The 17,447-nt window shown below is 37.9% G+C and carries 13 protein-coding genes; 8 read left to right on the forward strand and 5 right to left on the reverse strand.

Translation table 11 applies throughout. The features are described 5' to 3' along the window. Positions 1–8: 8 nt before the first annotated feature. Positions 9–2,063, reverse strand: a complete 2,055-nt coding sequence (gene metG / locus ACOXY8_RS09605; RefSeq protein WP_458331363.1) for a methionine--tRNA ligase — start codon at positions 2,061–2,063, stop codon at positions 9–11. A gap of 239 nt (positions 2,064–2,302) precedes the next feature. Between metG and ACOXY8_RS09610 the strand changes: the two genes are divergently transcribed. From ACOXY8_RS09610 to ACOXY8_RS09625, 4 genes are all read left to right on the forward strand, one after another. After that, positions 2,303–2,878 carry an NUMOD4 domain-containing protein gene (locus ACOXY8_RS09610; protein WP_458331364.1) on the forward strand — a complete coding sequence of 192 codons (576 nt, stop codon included), beginning with the start codon at positions 2,303–2,305 and terminating at the stop codon, positions 2,876–2,878. Between the two features lie 12 nt (positions 2,879–2,890). After that, positions 2,891–3,568 (forward strand): DUF4159 domain-containing protein, encoded by a 678-nt coding sequence (locus ACOXY8_RS09615; protein WP_458331365.1) that lies wholly within the window; start codon positions 2,891–2,893, stop codon positions 3,566–3,568. A 94-nt stretch (positions 3,569–3,662) separates the two neighbouring features. After that, on the forward strand, positions 3,663–4,025 hold the full coding sequence (locus tag ACOXY8_RS09620; protein ID WP_458331366.1) for a BlaI/MecI/CopY family transcriptional regulator: 363 nt from the start codon (positions 3,663–3,665) through the stop codon (positions 4,023–4,025). 218 nt (positions 4,026–4,243) lie between these two features. Then, entirely contained in the window at positions 4,244–5,650 is a 1,407-nt protein-coding gene (locus tag ACOXY8_RS09625; RefSeq protein WP_458331367.1) for a TonB family protein, read from the forward strand. Between the two features lie 549 nt (positions 5,651–6,199). On the opposite strand, the gene ACOXY8_RS09630 is transcribed toward ACOXY8_RS09625, so the two are convergent. From ACOXY8_RS09630 to ACOXY8_RS09645, 4 genes are all read right to left on the reverse strand, one after another. Next, the gene (locus tag ACOXY8_RS09630; RefSeq protein ID WP_458331368.1) at positions 6,200–6,487 is read right to left on the reverse strand and encodes a DUF6520 family protein; all 288 of its coding nucleotides are present in this window, start codon (positions 6,485–6,487) and stop codon (positions 6,200–6,202) included. 98 nt (positions 6,488–6,585) lie between these two features. Further along, complete coding sequence (locus tag ACOXY8_RS09635; RefSeq protein ID WP_458331369.1) at positions 6,586–7,035, reverse strand: MauE/DoxX family redox-associated membrane protein; 450 nt, start codon at positions 7,033–7,035, stop codon at positions 6,586–6,588. Positions 7,036–7,473: 438 nt separating this feature from the next. Further along, on the reverse strand, positions 7,474–8,670 hold the full coding sequence (locus tag ACOXY8_RS09640; RefSeq protein WP_458331370.1) for a hypothetical protein: 1,197 nt from the start codon (positions 8,668–8,670) through the stop codon (positions 7,474–7,476). Positions 8,671–9,230: 560 nt separating this feature from the next. Continuing rightward, a complete protein-coding gene (locus ACOXY8_RS09645; protein WP_458331371.1) occupies positions 9,231–9,458 on the reverse strand; it encodes a helix-turn-helix domain-containing protein in 228 nt (75 codons plus the stop codon). 499 nt (positions 9,459–9,957) lie between these two features. On the opposite strand from ACOXY8_RS09645, the gene ACOXY8_RS09650 reads away from it, so the two are divergent. The 4 genes from ACOXY8_RS09650 to ACOXY8_RS09665 are packed head-to-tail and all read left to right on the forward strand — an operon-like array spanning position 9,958 to position 17,310. Then, entirely contained in the window at positions 9,958–11,301 is a 1,344-nt protein-coding gene (locus ACOXY8_RS09650) for a TlpA family protein disulfide reductase (RefSeq protein ID WP_458331372.1), read from the forward strand. Positions 11,302–11,327: 26 nt separating this feature from the next. After that, on the forward strand, positions 11,328–12,668 hold the full coding sequence (locus ACOXY8_RS09655; RefSeq protein ID WP_458331373.1) for a TlpA family protein disulfide reductase: 1,341 nt from the start codon (positions 11,328–11,330) through the stop codon (positions 12,666–12,668). Between the two features lie 26 nt (positions 12,669–12,694). After that, positions 12,695–15,895: a SusC/RagA family TonB-linked outer membrane protein gene (locus ACOXY8_RS09660; RefSeq protein ID WP_458331374.1), complete on the forward strand. Its 3,201-nt coding sequence runs from the start codon at positions 12,695–12,697 to the stop codon at positions 15,893–15,895. A gap of 11 nt (positions 15,896–15,906) precedes the next feature. After that, a complete protein-coding gene (locus ACOXY8_RS09665) occupies positions 15,907–17,310 on the forward strand; it encodes a RagB/SusD family nutrient uptake outer membrane protein (protein WP_458331375.1) in 1,404 nt (467 codons plus the stop codon). Positions 17,311–17,447 lie beyond the last annotated feature (137 nt).

Genomic DNA, 17,447 nt, shown 5'->3' on the forward strand with positions numbered 1-17,447 from the left:
GCGACTGATTAGCTGATTGTAGAGCCAGCTGCAACTTTTTGCTCTGGCACCAAAAGACGGAGCTTGCCGTCCAAATCTTCAGCCATCAATACCATTCCTTGCGATTCCATTCCCATCATAGGTCGTGGAGCCAAGTTGGCCAGCACCGTAACTTGCTTGCCCACTAATTCCTCAGGATTGAAATGTTGCGCAATCCCACTTAGAATTGTTCTTTGATCTAATCCTGTATCAACCAGAAGTTTTAGTAGCTTTTTCGATTTTGGAACGGGCTCAGCAGATAGGATTGTCCCGACTCTCAGATCCATTCCAGCAAATTGGTCGAAAGTGATTATTTGCTTAGCTGCAGGAATAGTTAATTCTGCATTGTTAGCAATATTTTGAGTCTTCGTGTTTTCCAATTTTTGAATTTGGTTTTCGATTTCTGAATCTTCTATTTTTTGGAATAGCAATGTTGCCTCAGCGATGCGATGTCCTACGCTGAGGATTTCATGACCTCCCGCTTCATTCCAAGAGAGGTTTGGTTGGTTAAGCATTACTTTCAGTTTAATGGCTGTTTGAGGTAAGAATGGCTCTGATAATATTGCCAAATTACCCACTACTTGATTCGCCAGATACATTATTGTAGCGGTTCTTTCAGCATCCGATTTAATCAATTTCCAAGGCTCATTTTCTGCCAAATATTTATTTCCGGTTCTAGCCAAATCAATCAAAACTGCCAATGCTTCTCTAAATCTAAATTGATCTAATGAAGCCGTGATTTTTGCAGGAAATTCTGAAATAGCTTTGATCAGATCTTGATCATTTTCTGAAAAACTACCAGGTTTTGGAATAGCGCCATCATAATATTTATTGGTGAGGACGACTGCTCTATTTACAAAATTGCCAAAAATGGCCACTAGTTCATTATTGTTTCTGGCTTGAAAATCCTTCCAAGTGAAATCGTTATCCTTCGTTTCGGGTGCATTGGAAGTGAGGACATAGCGTAAAACATCTTGCTTGTCTGGAAAATCAATCAAGTATTCATGCAACCAAACTGCCCAATTGCGGGAGGTTGAAATCTTATTTCCTTCTAGGTTCAAAAACTCATTTGCAGGAACATTATCTGGTAGTATGTAATCTCCATGTGCTTTAAGCATACTAGGGAAAATAATGCAATGGAATACAATATTGTCCTTACCTATAAAGTGGACAAGTCTTGTATCATCCTTTTTCCAATAATCTTCCCAGTTTTTGCCAGTCTGCTCTGCCCACTCACGAGTGGCAGATATATAACCAATCGGCGCATCGAACCAAACGTATAATACTTTGCCTTCGGCTCCTTCCACAGGAACAGGCACTCCCCAATCCAAATCGCGAGTAACCGCTCTTGGCTGCAAGCCTTGATCTATCCAGCTTTTGCATTGACCGTAAACGTTGGATTTCCATGCTTTATGGCCATCAAGAATCCATTCGCGAAGCCAATTTTCGTATTTGTCAAGCGGTAGGTACCAGTGTTTAGTATTCTTTTTGATGGGCTTGGCGCCACTTAACATAGATCGTGGATCACCCAATTCATCAGGACTTAGTGATGTGCCGCATTTTTCGCATTGATCGCCATAGGCATCTGGATTGCCACATTTGGGACAGGTACCCATTATGTATCTATCGGCGAGGAATTGATTTGCACTTTCATCGTAAAACTGTTCAGACTCTTTTTCAATGAATTCATTTTTATCATTGAGATTTTTGAAGAATCCTGATGCGGTATCATGGTGAGTTGGAGATGATGTTCGAGAATATATATCGAATGCAATACCAAACTCCTTAAAAGACTGTTGTATTTGTGTATGATACTTGTCGACGATAGCTTGCGGAGTGGTTCCTTCTTTTTGCGCTCTTAATGTAATGGGTACTCCATGTTCATCAGAGCCACAAATGAATGCCACGTCGTCTCCTTTACTTCTCAAGTATCGCACATATATATCTGCTGGAATATATACACCTGCCAAATGCCCAATGTGTACAGGACCATTTGCATAAGGTAGGGCAGCAGTTACTGTAGTTCTATTAAATTTTTTTGCCATAATGCTGCAAATATAGCTAAATGGGAGCGTTTGAAAGGATAAAGAACAGAAATTCCTCCCGCCTAACAACCGTTTGTATGCTCAAATCAAAAACCAAACTTTATAATGAGCCGATTATCAAATAGAGTAAGCTGAAAACAGTTATTAAATAGAACTGGAAAACATTTTTATCTATTTTTAGATACCAAAATAACCAACGCCATGATCACATTTTATCAAGCAGAAGAGATTAATTACACATGACGAAGATTAAGTCGCATTACAACGAAAAGTGGGCTATTGTTCCGATGGAACCTGGTCTGCTCAGAAAAAAGTACGCTGTATCCAATTACGGCAGAGTAATAAGTTTTACCTCGGAAGTATTAGAGGGAGATTTGATTAAAGGTACTATCACAGGAGGTTATCCAACCCTCAATTTAAAACCCAAAGGCAGTTATCTCACTTTGTATATTCATAGAGTTGTAGCTGAATTATTCCTTCCTAAGCCATCCGATGATCACCGATTCGTGATCCACCTTGATTATAATAAGAAGAATAACCTGCTTACTAATCTGAAATGGGCTACCAAAGAACAAATGGAAGTTCACCAGCAAGGTAGTCCGTTTGTAAAAGAAAGCAGGAAGAAGCGCCTAGAAAAGCCAGGATACAAAGGACATAAACTTACAACGGCAAAGGTGCGTATGATTAAGAGATTGATAAATGACCCAAACAGAAAAACTCGCATGAGAATGATTGCAAAGCAATTTGGAATCAGTGAAATGCAGTTGTATAGAATAAAATCTGGGGAGAATTGGGCTCATATTACAGACTTTTAATAATGGAACTTTATGAGTAATGCTAAAATCAAATATCTAATTTCTCTTTTTCTGATTTCATTACTTTTAGTTCCAACACTTCATGCTCAATTTGCTTCCTATAAAATAGCCAAACTGAAATATGCGGGAGGGGGTGATTGGTATGCGAACAAAACGGCTTTACCCAATTTAATCTCCTTTTGTAATGAGGAGTTGGGTTTAAACATTTCTCCACAAGAAGATGAAGTGGAAGTAGGAAGTGCCGAATTGTTCAATTATCCTTATGTATATATGACAGGGCATGGTAATGTATTATTTAGCCCTTCAGATGCAGCAAATCTTAGGTCTTACCTGATTTCAGGAGGCTTTCTTCATATTGATGATAATTATGGCCTGTCCGAATTTGTAGTTCCTGAAATGCGAAAAGTATTTCCAGAGTTAGAATTTGTAGAGCTTCCTCCTGACCACCCTATCTACAATACTAAATTTAGCTTTCCTGAAGGTATTCCTAAGATTCACGAGCATGATGGATTGCCTCCACAAGGTTTAGCTCTTGTTTATGAAGGGCGAGTTGTATGTTACTTCAGTTACGAAAGTGATTTAGGTAATGGCTGGGAAGATCAGAAAATCCACAATGATTCTCCAGAAGTGAGACTTAAGGCACTAAGAATGGGTGCTAATATTCTGACGTTTGCCTTTACGCAAATATAATTTCTGTTTTTTTTCTTAAAATACTATCAACTTAGTTTGCAAACTAACCGGATAGTTTTATATTTGGATATTATTTAATAAGTCAAGTAAAACTATGAGAGTATTAACAAGAGCCGAGGAACAAGTAATGCAACATTTATGGGATCTTGAAAAGGGTTTTGTAAAGGATATTTTGGAGAGGTTTGAAGAACCTAAGCCTGCATACAACACTGTTTCTACCATTATCAGAATTTTAGTACAAAAGGGTTTTGTAGACTACAAAGCTTACGGCAAAACCTACGAATATTATCCAATTATTGATAGGGATGCTTACAAGTCTTTCTATTTGAAAAGATTTATATCGGGATATTTCGAAGGATCATTTTCAAGCCTAGTATCATTCTTTGCTAAGGATGAAAACATGGATATAAAAGAAATTGATCAGCTTATGAAGGTCGTTAAAAACGACATCGACTAAGCAGAAAGAATTCTTTGTAAAGGCTGCTTTATGCAGCCTGTAACAATTTATTTAACACCTTAAACATTAAGATTATGGTAGCTTTTTTGATGAGCTCCACTATCTGTCTGGTTGTTTTTTATCTTTTTTACATTTGTATTTTATCCAGACATAATAGTTTTCTGCAAAATCGAATTTATTTATTAGGCTCTTTATTGTTGTCTTTTATAATACCGATTTTGGAAATTCCAACCACACAAAAAAGTGGTGATTTACCAATTTTTGTGAGTACCACCCAGACTCTCAGCGAGGTGGTGATTTATGCGGAAAACGCATCCCCCTTACTGAATCCCTATACAACAGCACTGTTGGCAACGTACTTAATTGGGTTTATGATAATGGGGATTAAGCTTACCTACAGATGGGTTTCTATTCGGCAATTGCTTTTCGATAAAGACCGAAGACTTAGATATTATAAAGGTGCGTGGGTAATAGATACGAATGGCCAATTACCCACTTTCTCTTATATGGAGTATATCTTTTTTGATAACTCCGTGCCTATGGATGAGGCAGACAAAAATCGTATTCTAGACCACGAATTAGCTCATTCCAAACAAGGGCATACCTATGATTTACTTTTGGTGGAGTTCCTTAAAGTTCTATTATGGTTCAATCCACTTATCTACATGTACTCTCATAAAATAGAAGAAGTGCATGAGTACCTTGCTGATGACAAAGCTACACAGGATGGAGATATTAGCACATATTCTCAACTCCTTGCCAAAATGGCACTTCGAAATTTCTCAATAGGCTTTGCTAGGCATTTTTCTAAAATTAAAACACTTAAAAGAATTAAAATGATGCAATTGCCAAAAAAGAAATATGCAGCTTGGAGAATAGTATTTGCCTTGCCGTTAATAGCCTTTATGGTTACCGTATTTTCATGTGAGCGAGTAAATGAGATGGATCAAATAATTGAAGTAGAGGACAACGCAGTATTACAAGTGCCAACTGGTGACTTTAATATTAATGTTTCCACTGCACCTGAACCGGAAGCAAAGGATTTTATGATGTTCAAAAATGGTTCAATGGAAGCTAAAGCTGGTAAGTACTTGGTAGTAGGTACAAACCTAGACACCAAAGAAAAAAATGCTTTGGCTACATCCTTTGTAGAAAGACTTCGTCAAAACCCTGATTCATTCCAAATGATAGAAGTGAAGGATGGAAAGGTTTATGAGCTTGGCGAAGTTTCTGAAATGCCTTCTTCTATGGAAATGCCCAAGTATATAGAAGTTCCAGTAAAGCAGCAAGCGAAGCCTAATAGTGATGGAATTTATGATTCATTCAGATTGGAAGTGCAACCTGAGCCAGAAGGAGGGTTGAGCTCTTTCTACAACTATGTAGGTACTAATATTCAATATCCACAAGCGGCCAGAGGCCAAGGGCTTGAAGGGAAAGTATTTTTGGTGTTTATCATCGATACTGATGGTTCCATTGGCAATGTAGAAGTACTCAAAGGAGTGTCAGAGGATATCGACCGTGAAGCGATTAGAGTAGTTGAAAATGCACCAAATTGGAAGCCAGGTATGCAAAACGATGCTCCAGTAAAAGTAAGAATGAGATTGCCAATTACGTTTAAATTGTAAATATCCCTAAACTGTCAATTAAAGCTAGCTAAAATTATTTGGCTAGCTTTTTTTTATGAATCAAATCAATATGTAATTTGGTGGAACAATTGAGATGAAATAAGTGTAAATTTGATGTCAAGAAATTCTCAATTTATTGGAAATCATTCAAGTATAAAAGGAAAGACGAAATGAAGAAGACATTGTTGATATTACTAGTCGTAGGCTTGTTTGCAAGTACAAGCTGCACCAAAAAAGAAGATATTACACCAGGCCGTAATCAACCTGAGATGATTCCTGCCCCTTAATTCATTGTCAGCCTTTTAAAATCTACCATATCGGAATGAAAAGTAGATTGACTTCCTTGTGTTTATAGAATCAGGAGGAATTTTTAGAATACTGAAGAGAAGCTGAAATAATTTAGCTATTAAATCTGAACCAACTTGAATACAGCTGTTACCTAATAGATAGTGTAGGTTTTTTTTGAACAAAAAAGAATAACAGGCACCTAAAAGGTGCCTGCGTTCACTGAATTGGAATTCTATCCCTCCAGAAGAATCCCTATTTCAGTTAGTATAAGAAGAAATTACCTGGTTGCTGTGTGCCACCTTGTTCGATTCCCATTACTGGATCATCATTGACCAATTGGGAGGTACAGGTTTCACTTGGGTTTTCAAAGCAAGTATAATCTTCTCCTTCTTCGAGATCAGTCACTTCGATCCATGTAACCGCTTGGGTAATTGGGTCGATTTGCTTGCCAAATAGCCTTACATTCTCATCGCTGGAATGCATAGCTTGGGCAAGGAAAATTGCCATAACAAAGGCAATTGTTGCTAGGATACTTTTTAAATGTTTCATAATAGTGGAAGCTTTTTAAAAAAAAAGCAACAAAACTTTAGTTAAAAATTTGCCTACTCTATTTCAGGTTTTCAGCGTTTCCCTCATCGAATGGCCATTCAAATATTTTTCAATAATTCGCTCTTTTTCAATCTGTTGTATGAGAAATATGATGAAAATATGAGGAGGGTTATAATTGAATTCAGAACCAAGTGTTGTTCCCAAGTAAGAGAGCGGATAATGCCTCCACAGCTACATGGCACATGGCTAAAATCATTAAAGAGAACGACAGCAACGTAGGTCGTAAAGCAGGCCATAAGGAAACCGCTTGCTAGCAATGCCTGCTTTTTGGTGTACTCAATGATTAAAAGGAGAGCAATAAGAAGTTCAAGAAACGGGATTAGGAAAGGCAATAGTGGCTTTACAAATTCTGGCAGCAATTGCTGATTCATTTGTTGAACTGTATTGGCCCAATTGATTAGTTTGTCAAAGGCAGTATATCCAAAGAGGAATATTACTATATATCTTACTAATTCGAAGTAGACATTTATGATTGCAAATCGCTCCATTTCAAGTCAGTTAATTAATGTCAAAAGAATAACCTTAGGTATTAAATGGAGGGAATAAATTCGATTAACAGCAGCTAATTCTAAAAAAAGGAGGGATAAAATATTTAGTCATGGGAAGTCGGACTAATACCTACTTCCAAAAATTTCATATAAACATGGCCTAATCATGGCTTCTGGGATACCCGATAATTGAGCAAATTCTGATACGCTAATTTTTTGCGAATGCACTTTCTCATAAAATGCTTTCATTTTCTTTAAAGTCATCTAGGAACATCGAAGACTTCTACCAATAACTCTTTGGATATCATCTTCGTAAATGCATATTCTTTTAGTTTTCACGAATTGAAGAATTTGTTATGCTTATGAATTTAGATATTTGCAAATCAATTTCAAATTATAATATTATAGTAGTTTTCGAAAGGTCTGTAATTCAATTGACTAGTCTTTATTAAAATTCTCAATGTATTCGATACACTTAAGTAGTTTTTGTTTTAGGTCTTTAAGGTGTTTTTCGGAGACATCCTTTTGATTTGTTCTAAGGCTGATCGGTGAGAAATTTTTTCCCTTAGTTGTGAGGAAATACTTAGCTAAAAATCTATTATGCAGAGACTTATTATTAACATGAAAAACATTTGTTTCAATGAAGGCTTCAGTTAATACACTTAGTTGACCTACCGAAAGGTTAGTGGTAATTGTGTACTCTGATAATTCAGCTGATTTATTTGAGGTGTTAGACTGGCTTTTGGATTCTATTTTTGTTTGTATTTTGTTGATTTCCTGTTTGAGCCACTTAGCCAAAAATATACTTGTTGCTTCAAGGTTAGGTACTAATATTCTATCCTTAAGCACATTCAATTGTTTTAAAGAAATTAATAAATCATTTGCCTTTTGGAGACTTGCTCCCATCGTTTCTGGTAAATAAATTTCCTCTAAAAAATTCTCTGTTGCATACTCGTAGAATTCAAGAGTATTAAAATTATGGAAAATGCACCATGTATATAAGTTGCTTTCAGTTTCTGTACCAACTGTGTTGAAGCAAATTTCTCTCAGAAGTCTTTTTAAGTGAATGAAATCGAAATTGCTGGTTTTGGGAAAAGAAAGATTTGAGAAATTTAAAAATGCAGAAAATACGACTCGTTTTAATATTTCATCTCCAATAAATTCTTCAAGCTTGTCTTGTAACAAAGGAATGTGCTCTACTATGTATCGTTGAGAAATTACTGAATAGATTCGATCTCTTAAGAGGTTTTGTGATTGGGTATTATTTATAAAGCTTTCGTAGAAACTCAATAAATCTTCAAGAGAATTATAGAAGTGAAGATTCAAATTCAAGTAATTGTGTTCATTGCTAATTGAATTGAAAGGCAATGAATGATGAGGACTAATGTCATCCCAAAGCTCACCCATTAATGCTACTAAATTTAGGATTTGAATATTCTCGGTTTCTTTATTGTGGTTGCTAATTGGACTGTCTGATAAATATTCAATATATGTCTCTCGAGTTCTCAATAACTCATCATTCCATTTTTGTAATAGATTGGAAAATTCAGAAGCATCCATCTCGGTGCTGAAGGAATTATTGGCTAAGGCGTAGCTTTGATAAATCGTGTATAGATTATTGTATATATTATTCATACTGGTAGGGTTTTAATAAATATTGTTAAAGTAGTAAATATCATAATGTTAAAAAATTACATTGTAGTAAATTTTATTTTAATACAGGAATATTTACTATTCAAATTTTAGATATTAAGAGGATATAAGTGATTTGGTTATATTTTGGAGAGGGGGTGGAGGAAGAATGGTTGATGGAAGAGTTGACGGTTGACGGAGGACGGTTGAGGGGAAGTTGAGGGAGAATGGAGGATGGAGTGTTAAAGAGAAAGTCTCCTCTTGAGAGGAGGTTGGAGGTGTGTTATTATTTGGGAAGATGGAGAGTATTTGATTGGGGATTAGGGCTTGGTTGAGGTAGGATGGAGTGCAGTTGATGGCGTATTATCTCAGATTCAGACGATTTTGCGGGAGGCTCACCTACGGTCGGTAAATTGATTTGTGCTGATCTATTATCCCACGGCTGCTCCTTGGGCTATTATGATGCCATTCCTTAGGAGCTGGAGGAAGTGGGAAGATGTTGATGTAGGATGATTGTTTTGTTGAAGAAAAAGAGTTGAAAGTTGATGGGAAGCGGGATTGAGTTAGTTTCCAGTTAGTTGGAGGTCGCTGCAGATTAGATTGAGAAGTTTGCATGGGTCTGCATCTATTGCTTTGGCTATTAGATATAATTCATCTGCTTTTATTCTTGCATCTTCATTTTTAGCGAGTTCAGAAATTCTATTTTTTCCTATTCCTGTCATTCTAACTATTGCAGCTTGGTTGACAGCTCTTGTATCTAAAAATTGACCCAGCTTAGATCTTTGCTTCATGTTTGACATCAAATATCGATTAAAATTGCTTTTAAGGACGGAAAGTTACTAAAAATGGATATTTATCCTGAAAAATAGGAGAATTATTTTTGCTTTATACTTTTAAACAGTATATTTATCCCTATTAAAGGGAAGAATATGATTTACTTTAATAAAGACTTACAAAAAGTCGAAGTTCATTTAAAGAATAAAGATTTGAGCGACATAGAACGATACTACAATTCTATACTATCTATTCTCAATAAAATAGAGCTGCAAAGCTGTAATGAGGATGATAAAAGTCATATCCAATCTATCTATGAACTTTTGGATGTCTTAAATAAAAATGAGGTCAAGAATGCTTAGAGCAAGGCTCCATATTATCCACCTTATTTTGCCTTCCCGGTTAATGACATTGAATGATGCCCGAGTAAATGTCATTAAAAAACCTACCTGAAAGAGCCTTACGAACTCAATCAATTTAAAAGACACAATTAAATTTTAACCAAACATTAGAAGTATGAAAAAGATAAGCATTTTATGTTTACTGGCACTGCTATGCCTTGTAGTAAAGGCACAGTCTCAGGAGCAAAGCAATAGCATTACCAGTACAGAGGTTACTCCCATAGAAATTGGACAGCAGGTACCCCCAATAGTTATGCAGGAGGTTTTAAATTACGATCAATCAGAATTGAGCCTAAACGATTATTCGGGGAAGGTAATTATTCTGGATTTTTGGGCTAGCTGGTGCGCTCCCTGCATACAAATGATGCCCAAGAACAATTTACTGCAAGAGAAGTATAAAGACAATTTGCAAATAATTCCTATCACGTATGAAGATGCTGCTACTGCGACTAAAGCCATTAGCAGAATGGAAAAAGCCACAGGTACAAGCAACGAATTGCCTTTGGTGGTAAATGAAAAATATGCTCATCTCCTATTTCCTCATCAATCATTACCTCATTATGTGTGGATTGATCATACAGGAAAGGTGCTATCTATCACTAGTTTAGATGGAGTCAATGAAGAAAATATAGAAAGAGCAATAAACCAAAATCAGGTGATAGCTAATGCAAAGGAGAATAGAAAACTTGTAAAAGTCTATAGTGATGAGCCCTTAGTGATGGCTAATACGCATATTGAGGACAAGGAAGTTTTGATGCAGTCCACATTGATGGGGTATATAGAGAATGCTGGACCCATCTGGTCCTATCAGCCTTTTTTTCCGGAAGAAGGGGAATCTCAACGAGTGTATGCGGTCAATTGCAGCATTTTAAACCTATATACCATGGCTTATTCCAAAGCCCAAAAGAGTTTCAATACAAGTAAGATCCGCATAGAAGTCGAGGATCCTGACCCTCTCAACAAGGTAGATGATCAGCAATCTTGGCCTGAATGGATGGTTGATAATTCCTTTTCTTACGAAATTATTATTCCACCTAATCAAACGCATAGAACCCATGAGTTGATTATGGAAGATTTAGCAAGGTATTTTCCGCAGTATACAGTAAAAACAGAAATGCGAGTGGAGGAAGTCTGGGCTTTGGTTCGAACCAGTGAAGAAGAAAAATTTGCGAGCATTGTAGACGATCCTAATGAATGGGACTTATCATTTATGCCCTATAGGGCTTATCTGAAAAACCACAATATGAGTAGGCTTGTGTATGAATTGAACGAAAAGTACTTGAATTATACACGGGTTCCGGTGATCGATAAAACGGATTATGAAGGTAGAGTCGATATCCTATTGGAGGCGGAATTAGGTAAAGTCGATTTGCTCAGAGAGGCCTTGGCTGCTTATGATTTGGATCTGGTGAAGCAGATGGCTGAAATCGAGGTAATGGTCATTAAAGACAGTAAGTGAAGATTAACCCAAAAGGACACAAGAAAATGAGAAAGATATTTTTACTTTTTTTGATTATGCTGAGTACCCAAAAAGGTTGGGCATTGGAGCAAAGCAATAGCATTACCAGTACAGAGGTTACTCCCATAGAAATTGGACAGCAGGTACCCCCAATAGTTATGCAGGAGGTTTTAAATTATGATCAATCGGAATTACGTTTAAACGATTATTCTGGGAAGGTTATTATACTGGATTTTTGGGCCAGCTGGTGTGCTCCCTGTATACAAATGATGCCCAAGAGCAATTTGCTACAGGAGAAGTATAAGGATGATTTGCAAATAATCCCGATCACGTATGAAGATGCTGTTACCGCAACTAAAGCCATTAGCAGAATGGAAAAAGCCACAGGTACAAGCAACAAATTACCTTTGGTTGTAAATGAAAAATATGCACATCTCTTATTCCCTCATCAATCTTTACCTCATTATGTGTGGATTGATGGTACAGGAAAAGTGCTTGCGATCACTGGCTTAGATGGAGTCAATGAAGAAAATATTAAAAGGGCCATAAGCCAAAATCAGGTGGTAGCTAATGCAAAGGAGAATAGAAAACTTGTAAAAGTATATAGTGATGAGCCCTTAGTAATGGGTAATACGCATATTAAGGACAAGGAAATCCTGATGCAGTCCACATTGATGGGGTATATAGAGAATGCAGGAGGTATCAGGTCTTATCAGCCCTTTTTTCCAGAAGAAGGGGAATCGCAACGAGTATATGCGGTCAATTCCAGTATTCCAAATCTTTTTAGCATGGCTTACCTCCCAACCCAAAAGAGTAGTTTTAATACTAGTAAGATCCGCATAGAAGTCGCAGATCCTAGTCCACTCACCAAGGTCGATGAGCAGCAATCTTGGCCTGAATGGATGGTCGATAATACTTTTTGTTATGAGATTATTATTCCGCCGAGTCAGACTCATCGAACCCATGAGTTGATTATGGAAGATTTAGCAAGGTATTTTCCGCAGTATACAGTAAAAACAGAATTGCGAGTGGAGGAAGTCTGGGCTTTGGTTCGAACGAGTGAAAAAGAAAAATTTGCAAGCGTTGTAGACGATCCGGATGAATGGGACTTATCATTTATGCCCTATAGGGCTTATCTGAAAAATCATAATATGAGTAGACTTGTGTATGAATTGAATCATAAATACCTGAATCATACACGGGTTCCAGTGATAGATAAAACGGATTATGAAGGTAGAGTCGATATCCTATTGGAGGCGGAATTAGGTAAAGTCGATTTGCTCAGGGAGGCCTTGGCTGCTTATGATTTGGATCTGGTGAAGCAGATGGCTGAAATCGAGGTAATGGTCATTAAAGACAGTAAGTGAAGATTAACCCAAAAGGACACAAGAAAATGAGAAAGATATTTTTACTTTTTTTGATTATGCTGAGTACCCAAAAAGGTTGGGCGCAGGAGCAATTATACCCCATTTCCGGTACGGTCACGGATGAAAATGGCCTGCCTTTAGTTGGAGCATACATATATGATGAGGATAGAAAATTAGGCAGTATAAGTGATGAGGCAGGTTGGTTTTCGATGGAAGGCCCAGCAGGAGATTATTTATTACAAGTAAGTTTTGTGGGTTATGAGCAGCTTGAGAAAGCTGTAAGTGTTCCACTAGATAAGCCATTAGCACTTATCCTTAAAAGTAGTACCACAGATTTAGCAGGAGTAACCATATTATCTTCTGGCTACCAGGATGTGCCAAGAGAGCGAGTGACTGGTTCTTATTCTTTTGTAAATGAGGAACTAATTAATAGAAGAGTCAGTACCAATTTGCTGGATCGCTTAGAAGATGTAACCAGTGGGCTTATTTTGCATCGTTCGGAAGCAGGTTTTATCGACCCAGTAAGTATTAGGGGTAGAAGTACATTGCTTGGAAATGCAGAGCCTTTAATAATTGTAGATAATTTTCCTTACGATGGTGGGTTAGAAAATATAAATCCGAATGATGTGGAGAGTATCACCATTTTGAAGGATGCTGCCGCTGCATCTATTTGGGGTACGAGAGCAGGTAATGGCGTAATTGTAATCAATACCAAAAAGGGTTCTTTCAATCAGGATATTAAAGTACGATTCAATTCTAATATCAATGTGACCTCCAAGCCTGATTTGCACTATGTGCCACAAATGAAAATTGGTGACTATGTAGATTTGGAGAGGGAGCTATTTCTCGAAGGAGCTTTTGCAGGTGATGTCAATGCGCAAGATAATCGAGGCTTAAGTCCCATCGCAGAATTGCTGATTGCTCATGAAAATGGGCAAATCAGTGAGAGTGAATTGGAAGCTAGTATGACTGCACTGAAAAGTCAGGATTTGCGGCAAGATATGGAGGATTACCTATATCGGGAGCGTGTAGATCAGCAATATAGCTTGAGCCTTAGTGGAGGAAGCAATCGACATCAATTCAATTTTGGCCTGGGCTATGATCATAATCTTGCTAGTATAGTGGGCAATACTAGTGAACGAATAACGCTAAACACAGGGCAGAGCATGCGTTTTTTCAAAGATCGACTAAGGTGGAATACATCCATCTATTACACTGAGCGTTTGCAGAATACCCCCAACGAAGCGCTTACCAATTTGCAATTATCTCAAGGCCGCAACCTCCCGCCTTATATGGCTTTGGCAGATGCGCAAGGTAATCCGATTAGGGTTACAAGAGACTATAGAAGGAGCCTTTTGGATCAAGCACAAGCAGATGGGCTTCTGAATTGGGATTATTTCCCACTTAGTGATTATCAATTTATTGAAAAGACTAATCAAACCCGTGATTATAGAATAAACACTGGATTTAGTGTGGACATTTTACCGGGTCTCACAGGAGAGCTTCAATATCAATACTGGCGGGCAAATATCAGCAATAGGGATTTATATGGTGAACAAAGTTTTTATGCTAGGGACTTAGTAAATCAGTACAGCCAAGTAGATGGAGATGGAAATATTAGTCGTGCTATACCTGTTGGAGGCATACTAGACAGAAGCGACAGAAGCAGTTACAGTCATAATGGACGCGGACAATTACGGTATCAGCAGGCTTTTGGCAATGAGAAGCATCAAATAAATGCATTGGCCGGTTATGAGGTGAAGGTGTTGAATAGTGGAGGAAGTTCGGCCAGATATTACGGTTATAACGATCGAATTGCAGCGAGTTTGCCTGTAGATTTCACAGGTAGATTTCCTTTGTATCATCGAAACACGGAGAGCAGCATTCCTTTGCGCCAAGGGCATAGCGAGCTGAGCGATCGATTTATTTCATACTACGGCAATTTGGCCTATAATTTTGAAAAGAGGTATGATGTTACTTTAAGTGCACGAAAAGATCAGAGCAATTTATTTGGAGTCAATAGCAATCAAAGAGGCGTACCACTTTGGTCTGCTGGTGCAGGGTGGACACTCAGCGAAGAGGGATTTTACTCTTCCCAGTTGATTCCATATTTGAAATTGAGAGCGACATACGGCTTTAATGGCAATATTGATAAAAGCCTTACCGCATTTACAACAGCTCGACGAGTGGGAGTATCTTCAGTAAGCCAATTGCCTTATGCTGAAATCCAAAATCCACCAAACCCAAATTTAGTTTGGGAGCGAGTGGAAATGATGAATATTGGCCTTGACTTTGATGGATTTAATGACCGTGTTAATGGCTCCTTTGAGTTCTACACCAAGAATGGCTTAGACTTAATTGGCCTCATCATTCCTCTTCCATCTACTGGTTTGTTGCGCTATAGAGGCAATACTTCTGATTTGAAAAGCCAAGGTATAGATGTGATTTTGAATTCGGTAAATCTCGATAAAGTAGTAAGATGGGAAAGCCAGTTCCTATTTAGCAGCCAATGGGATAAGGTAGGTTTTTATGATGAAAACCCTTCTTCCATACAATTGCTGCAAAACTCACATCGAGCGATATATCCATTAACAGGATACCCACTATTTGGTCTTTTTAGTATTCCTTGGGCGGGGCTAGATGGCCAGACCGGTGACCCTCAGTTTATACGGGAGGGTGAGGTCTCTACCGACTATACCGATATCTATGTAAATTCCGAACATGAAGACTTAAGGTTTCATGGAAGTGCAAAACCGAGGAGTTTCGGGTCGTTGAGAAATACCTTTAGTTATCAGGGATTTACACTGTCCATGAATATTAGTTTCAGGCTAAATTATTACTTCAGAAGGGCTTCAGTTAGGTATGCTGCAACAAGAGGGTTGGGTACCCACGGCGATTATTATAGCAGATGGCAGGCTCCTGGTGATGAATTGATCACCGATATACCCTCAGTTTCTTTAACGAATAATTTTCTTAGAGATGAGCTTTACACCTATTCATCATCCCTTGTAGAGCCCGGTGATCATATCCGCTTGCAGGATATCCAAGTTAGCTATCTATTTGATCAAAGCCGCATTAAGCATTTGCCATTTAAGCGTGCTGAGCTTTATGCCTATATCAACAATGTGGGATTGATTTGGAAGAAAACGGACATTGATATTGACCCTGATTTTCTTACTAATCGACCATTAAGATCTATTGCAATGGGATTGAAAATTGATTTTTAAACACAGACACAATGAAAAGAGAGAACACATATAAAATCAAAGCAGCAAACTGGAAGATGAAGGTATTAGCTAAGGCGAAAGTATACTTGCCATTGCTGTGCATATTTCTGATGACTTCCTGTGAGGATGAATTTCTAGATATTAAGCCAGACAAGGCCTTGCTCGTACCGGAAAGCATTGAAGATCATCAAGAACTTTTAAATAATATTAGCATGCTGAACGTGGATCCCATACTAAATTTTATAATAAGTGATAACTATGTAGTTTTTGATCGGTATTACAATTTCATGGCCACCCCTACTGAGCGAAATGGCTATATATGGGCTGAGGACGTCTATGAAGGGCAAGCTGTAGCAGAATGGACAAATTTATATCGTCAGATATTTTATGCCAATGTTGTTTTGGAAGGATTAGAAAATACTGATTATTCACCGCAAACAGAAGATCGGTGGAATATGGCACTGGGTTCGGCTCTATTTTTCAGAGCTTATGGCCACTTCAATTTACTACGCATATTTGCACCACTATATGACCCAGGTGATTCAGAACAATTGGGGATACCCTTAAAATTAAATTCATCAATAAGTAATACCCCGCCTAGGTCGAGTTTAGTGGAATGTTATGAATCCATATTTGAGGATTTAGCAATGGCATCTGAATTACTACCTGAGCAGTCTAGTTCAATTAATCAGCCTTCTAAAATGACAGTGGATGGTTTGCTAGCGAGAATTCACCTTTTAAGAAGAGAATATGATATGGCTGGAGAGTACGCACAAAGAGTGCTACAACGAAAGTCGAATTTGGTAGACTTTAATGATTTGAATGTTCACGCATCCATGCCATTTAACAATCATTTTGCAGAGAGCTTTTTCTACTCCCTAGGAGTAAGCTATAGCTTGTTGAATTTAGCGTCACTATCAACAGAACTATGGGAAAGCTACGATGATAATGATTTGAGAAAGTATGCTTTTTTTCTTAATAGAGGTGGCGGTTTTGTCACTTTAAAAGCTACCTATTCTGGTAATAGAAATTTCTATAGCGGTATGGCTACGGATGAGTTTTACTTAATATATGCGGAAAGTTTAGCTAGAGCCAATGATGTACAAGGAGCTATGAACCTAATTAATACCCTTTTGGAGAAAAGGTATGCAACAGGCACCTTCACTCCCATAAGCGCTGCCAATGCTGATGAGGCATTGGATATTGTACTGCAGGAGCGCAGAAAGGAATTAGTCTATAGAGGATGGCGAGGAGATGATCTAAGACGGTTGAATAAGGAGTCGCGCTATGCGAAAACACTAATGAGGGACTTAAATGGCGAAAGCTATACTCTGCCTCCGAATGATCCTAGGTATGTTTGGCCCATTCCCGACATAGAAGTTAGACAAGCTGGATTGGTTCAAAATGAAAGATAAGGTTTAGTGTAGGTTAATTTTGCAGGCCTCCATGGATGTTCTATGGAGGCCTTTTTTTGATGGAGGAAGAGGCGAGTGGTTTTGGGATGATGAGTTGGAATTGTTGACGGTTAACGGGGGACAGTTGAGGAAGAAGC

It is taken from the genome of Peijinzhouia sedimentorum, from assembly GCF_049340005.1.
Classification (GTDB): domain Bacteria; phylum Bacteroidota; class Bacteroidia; order Cytophagales; family Cyclobacteriaceae; genus CAXBDP01.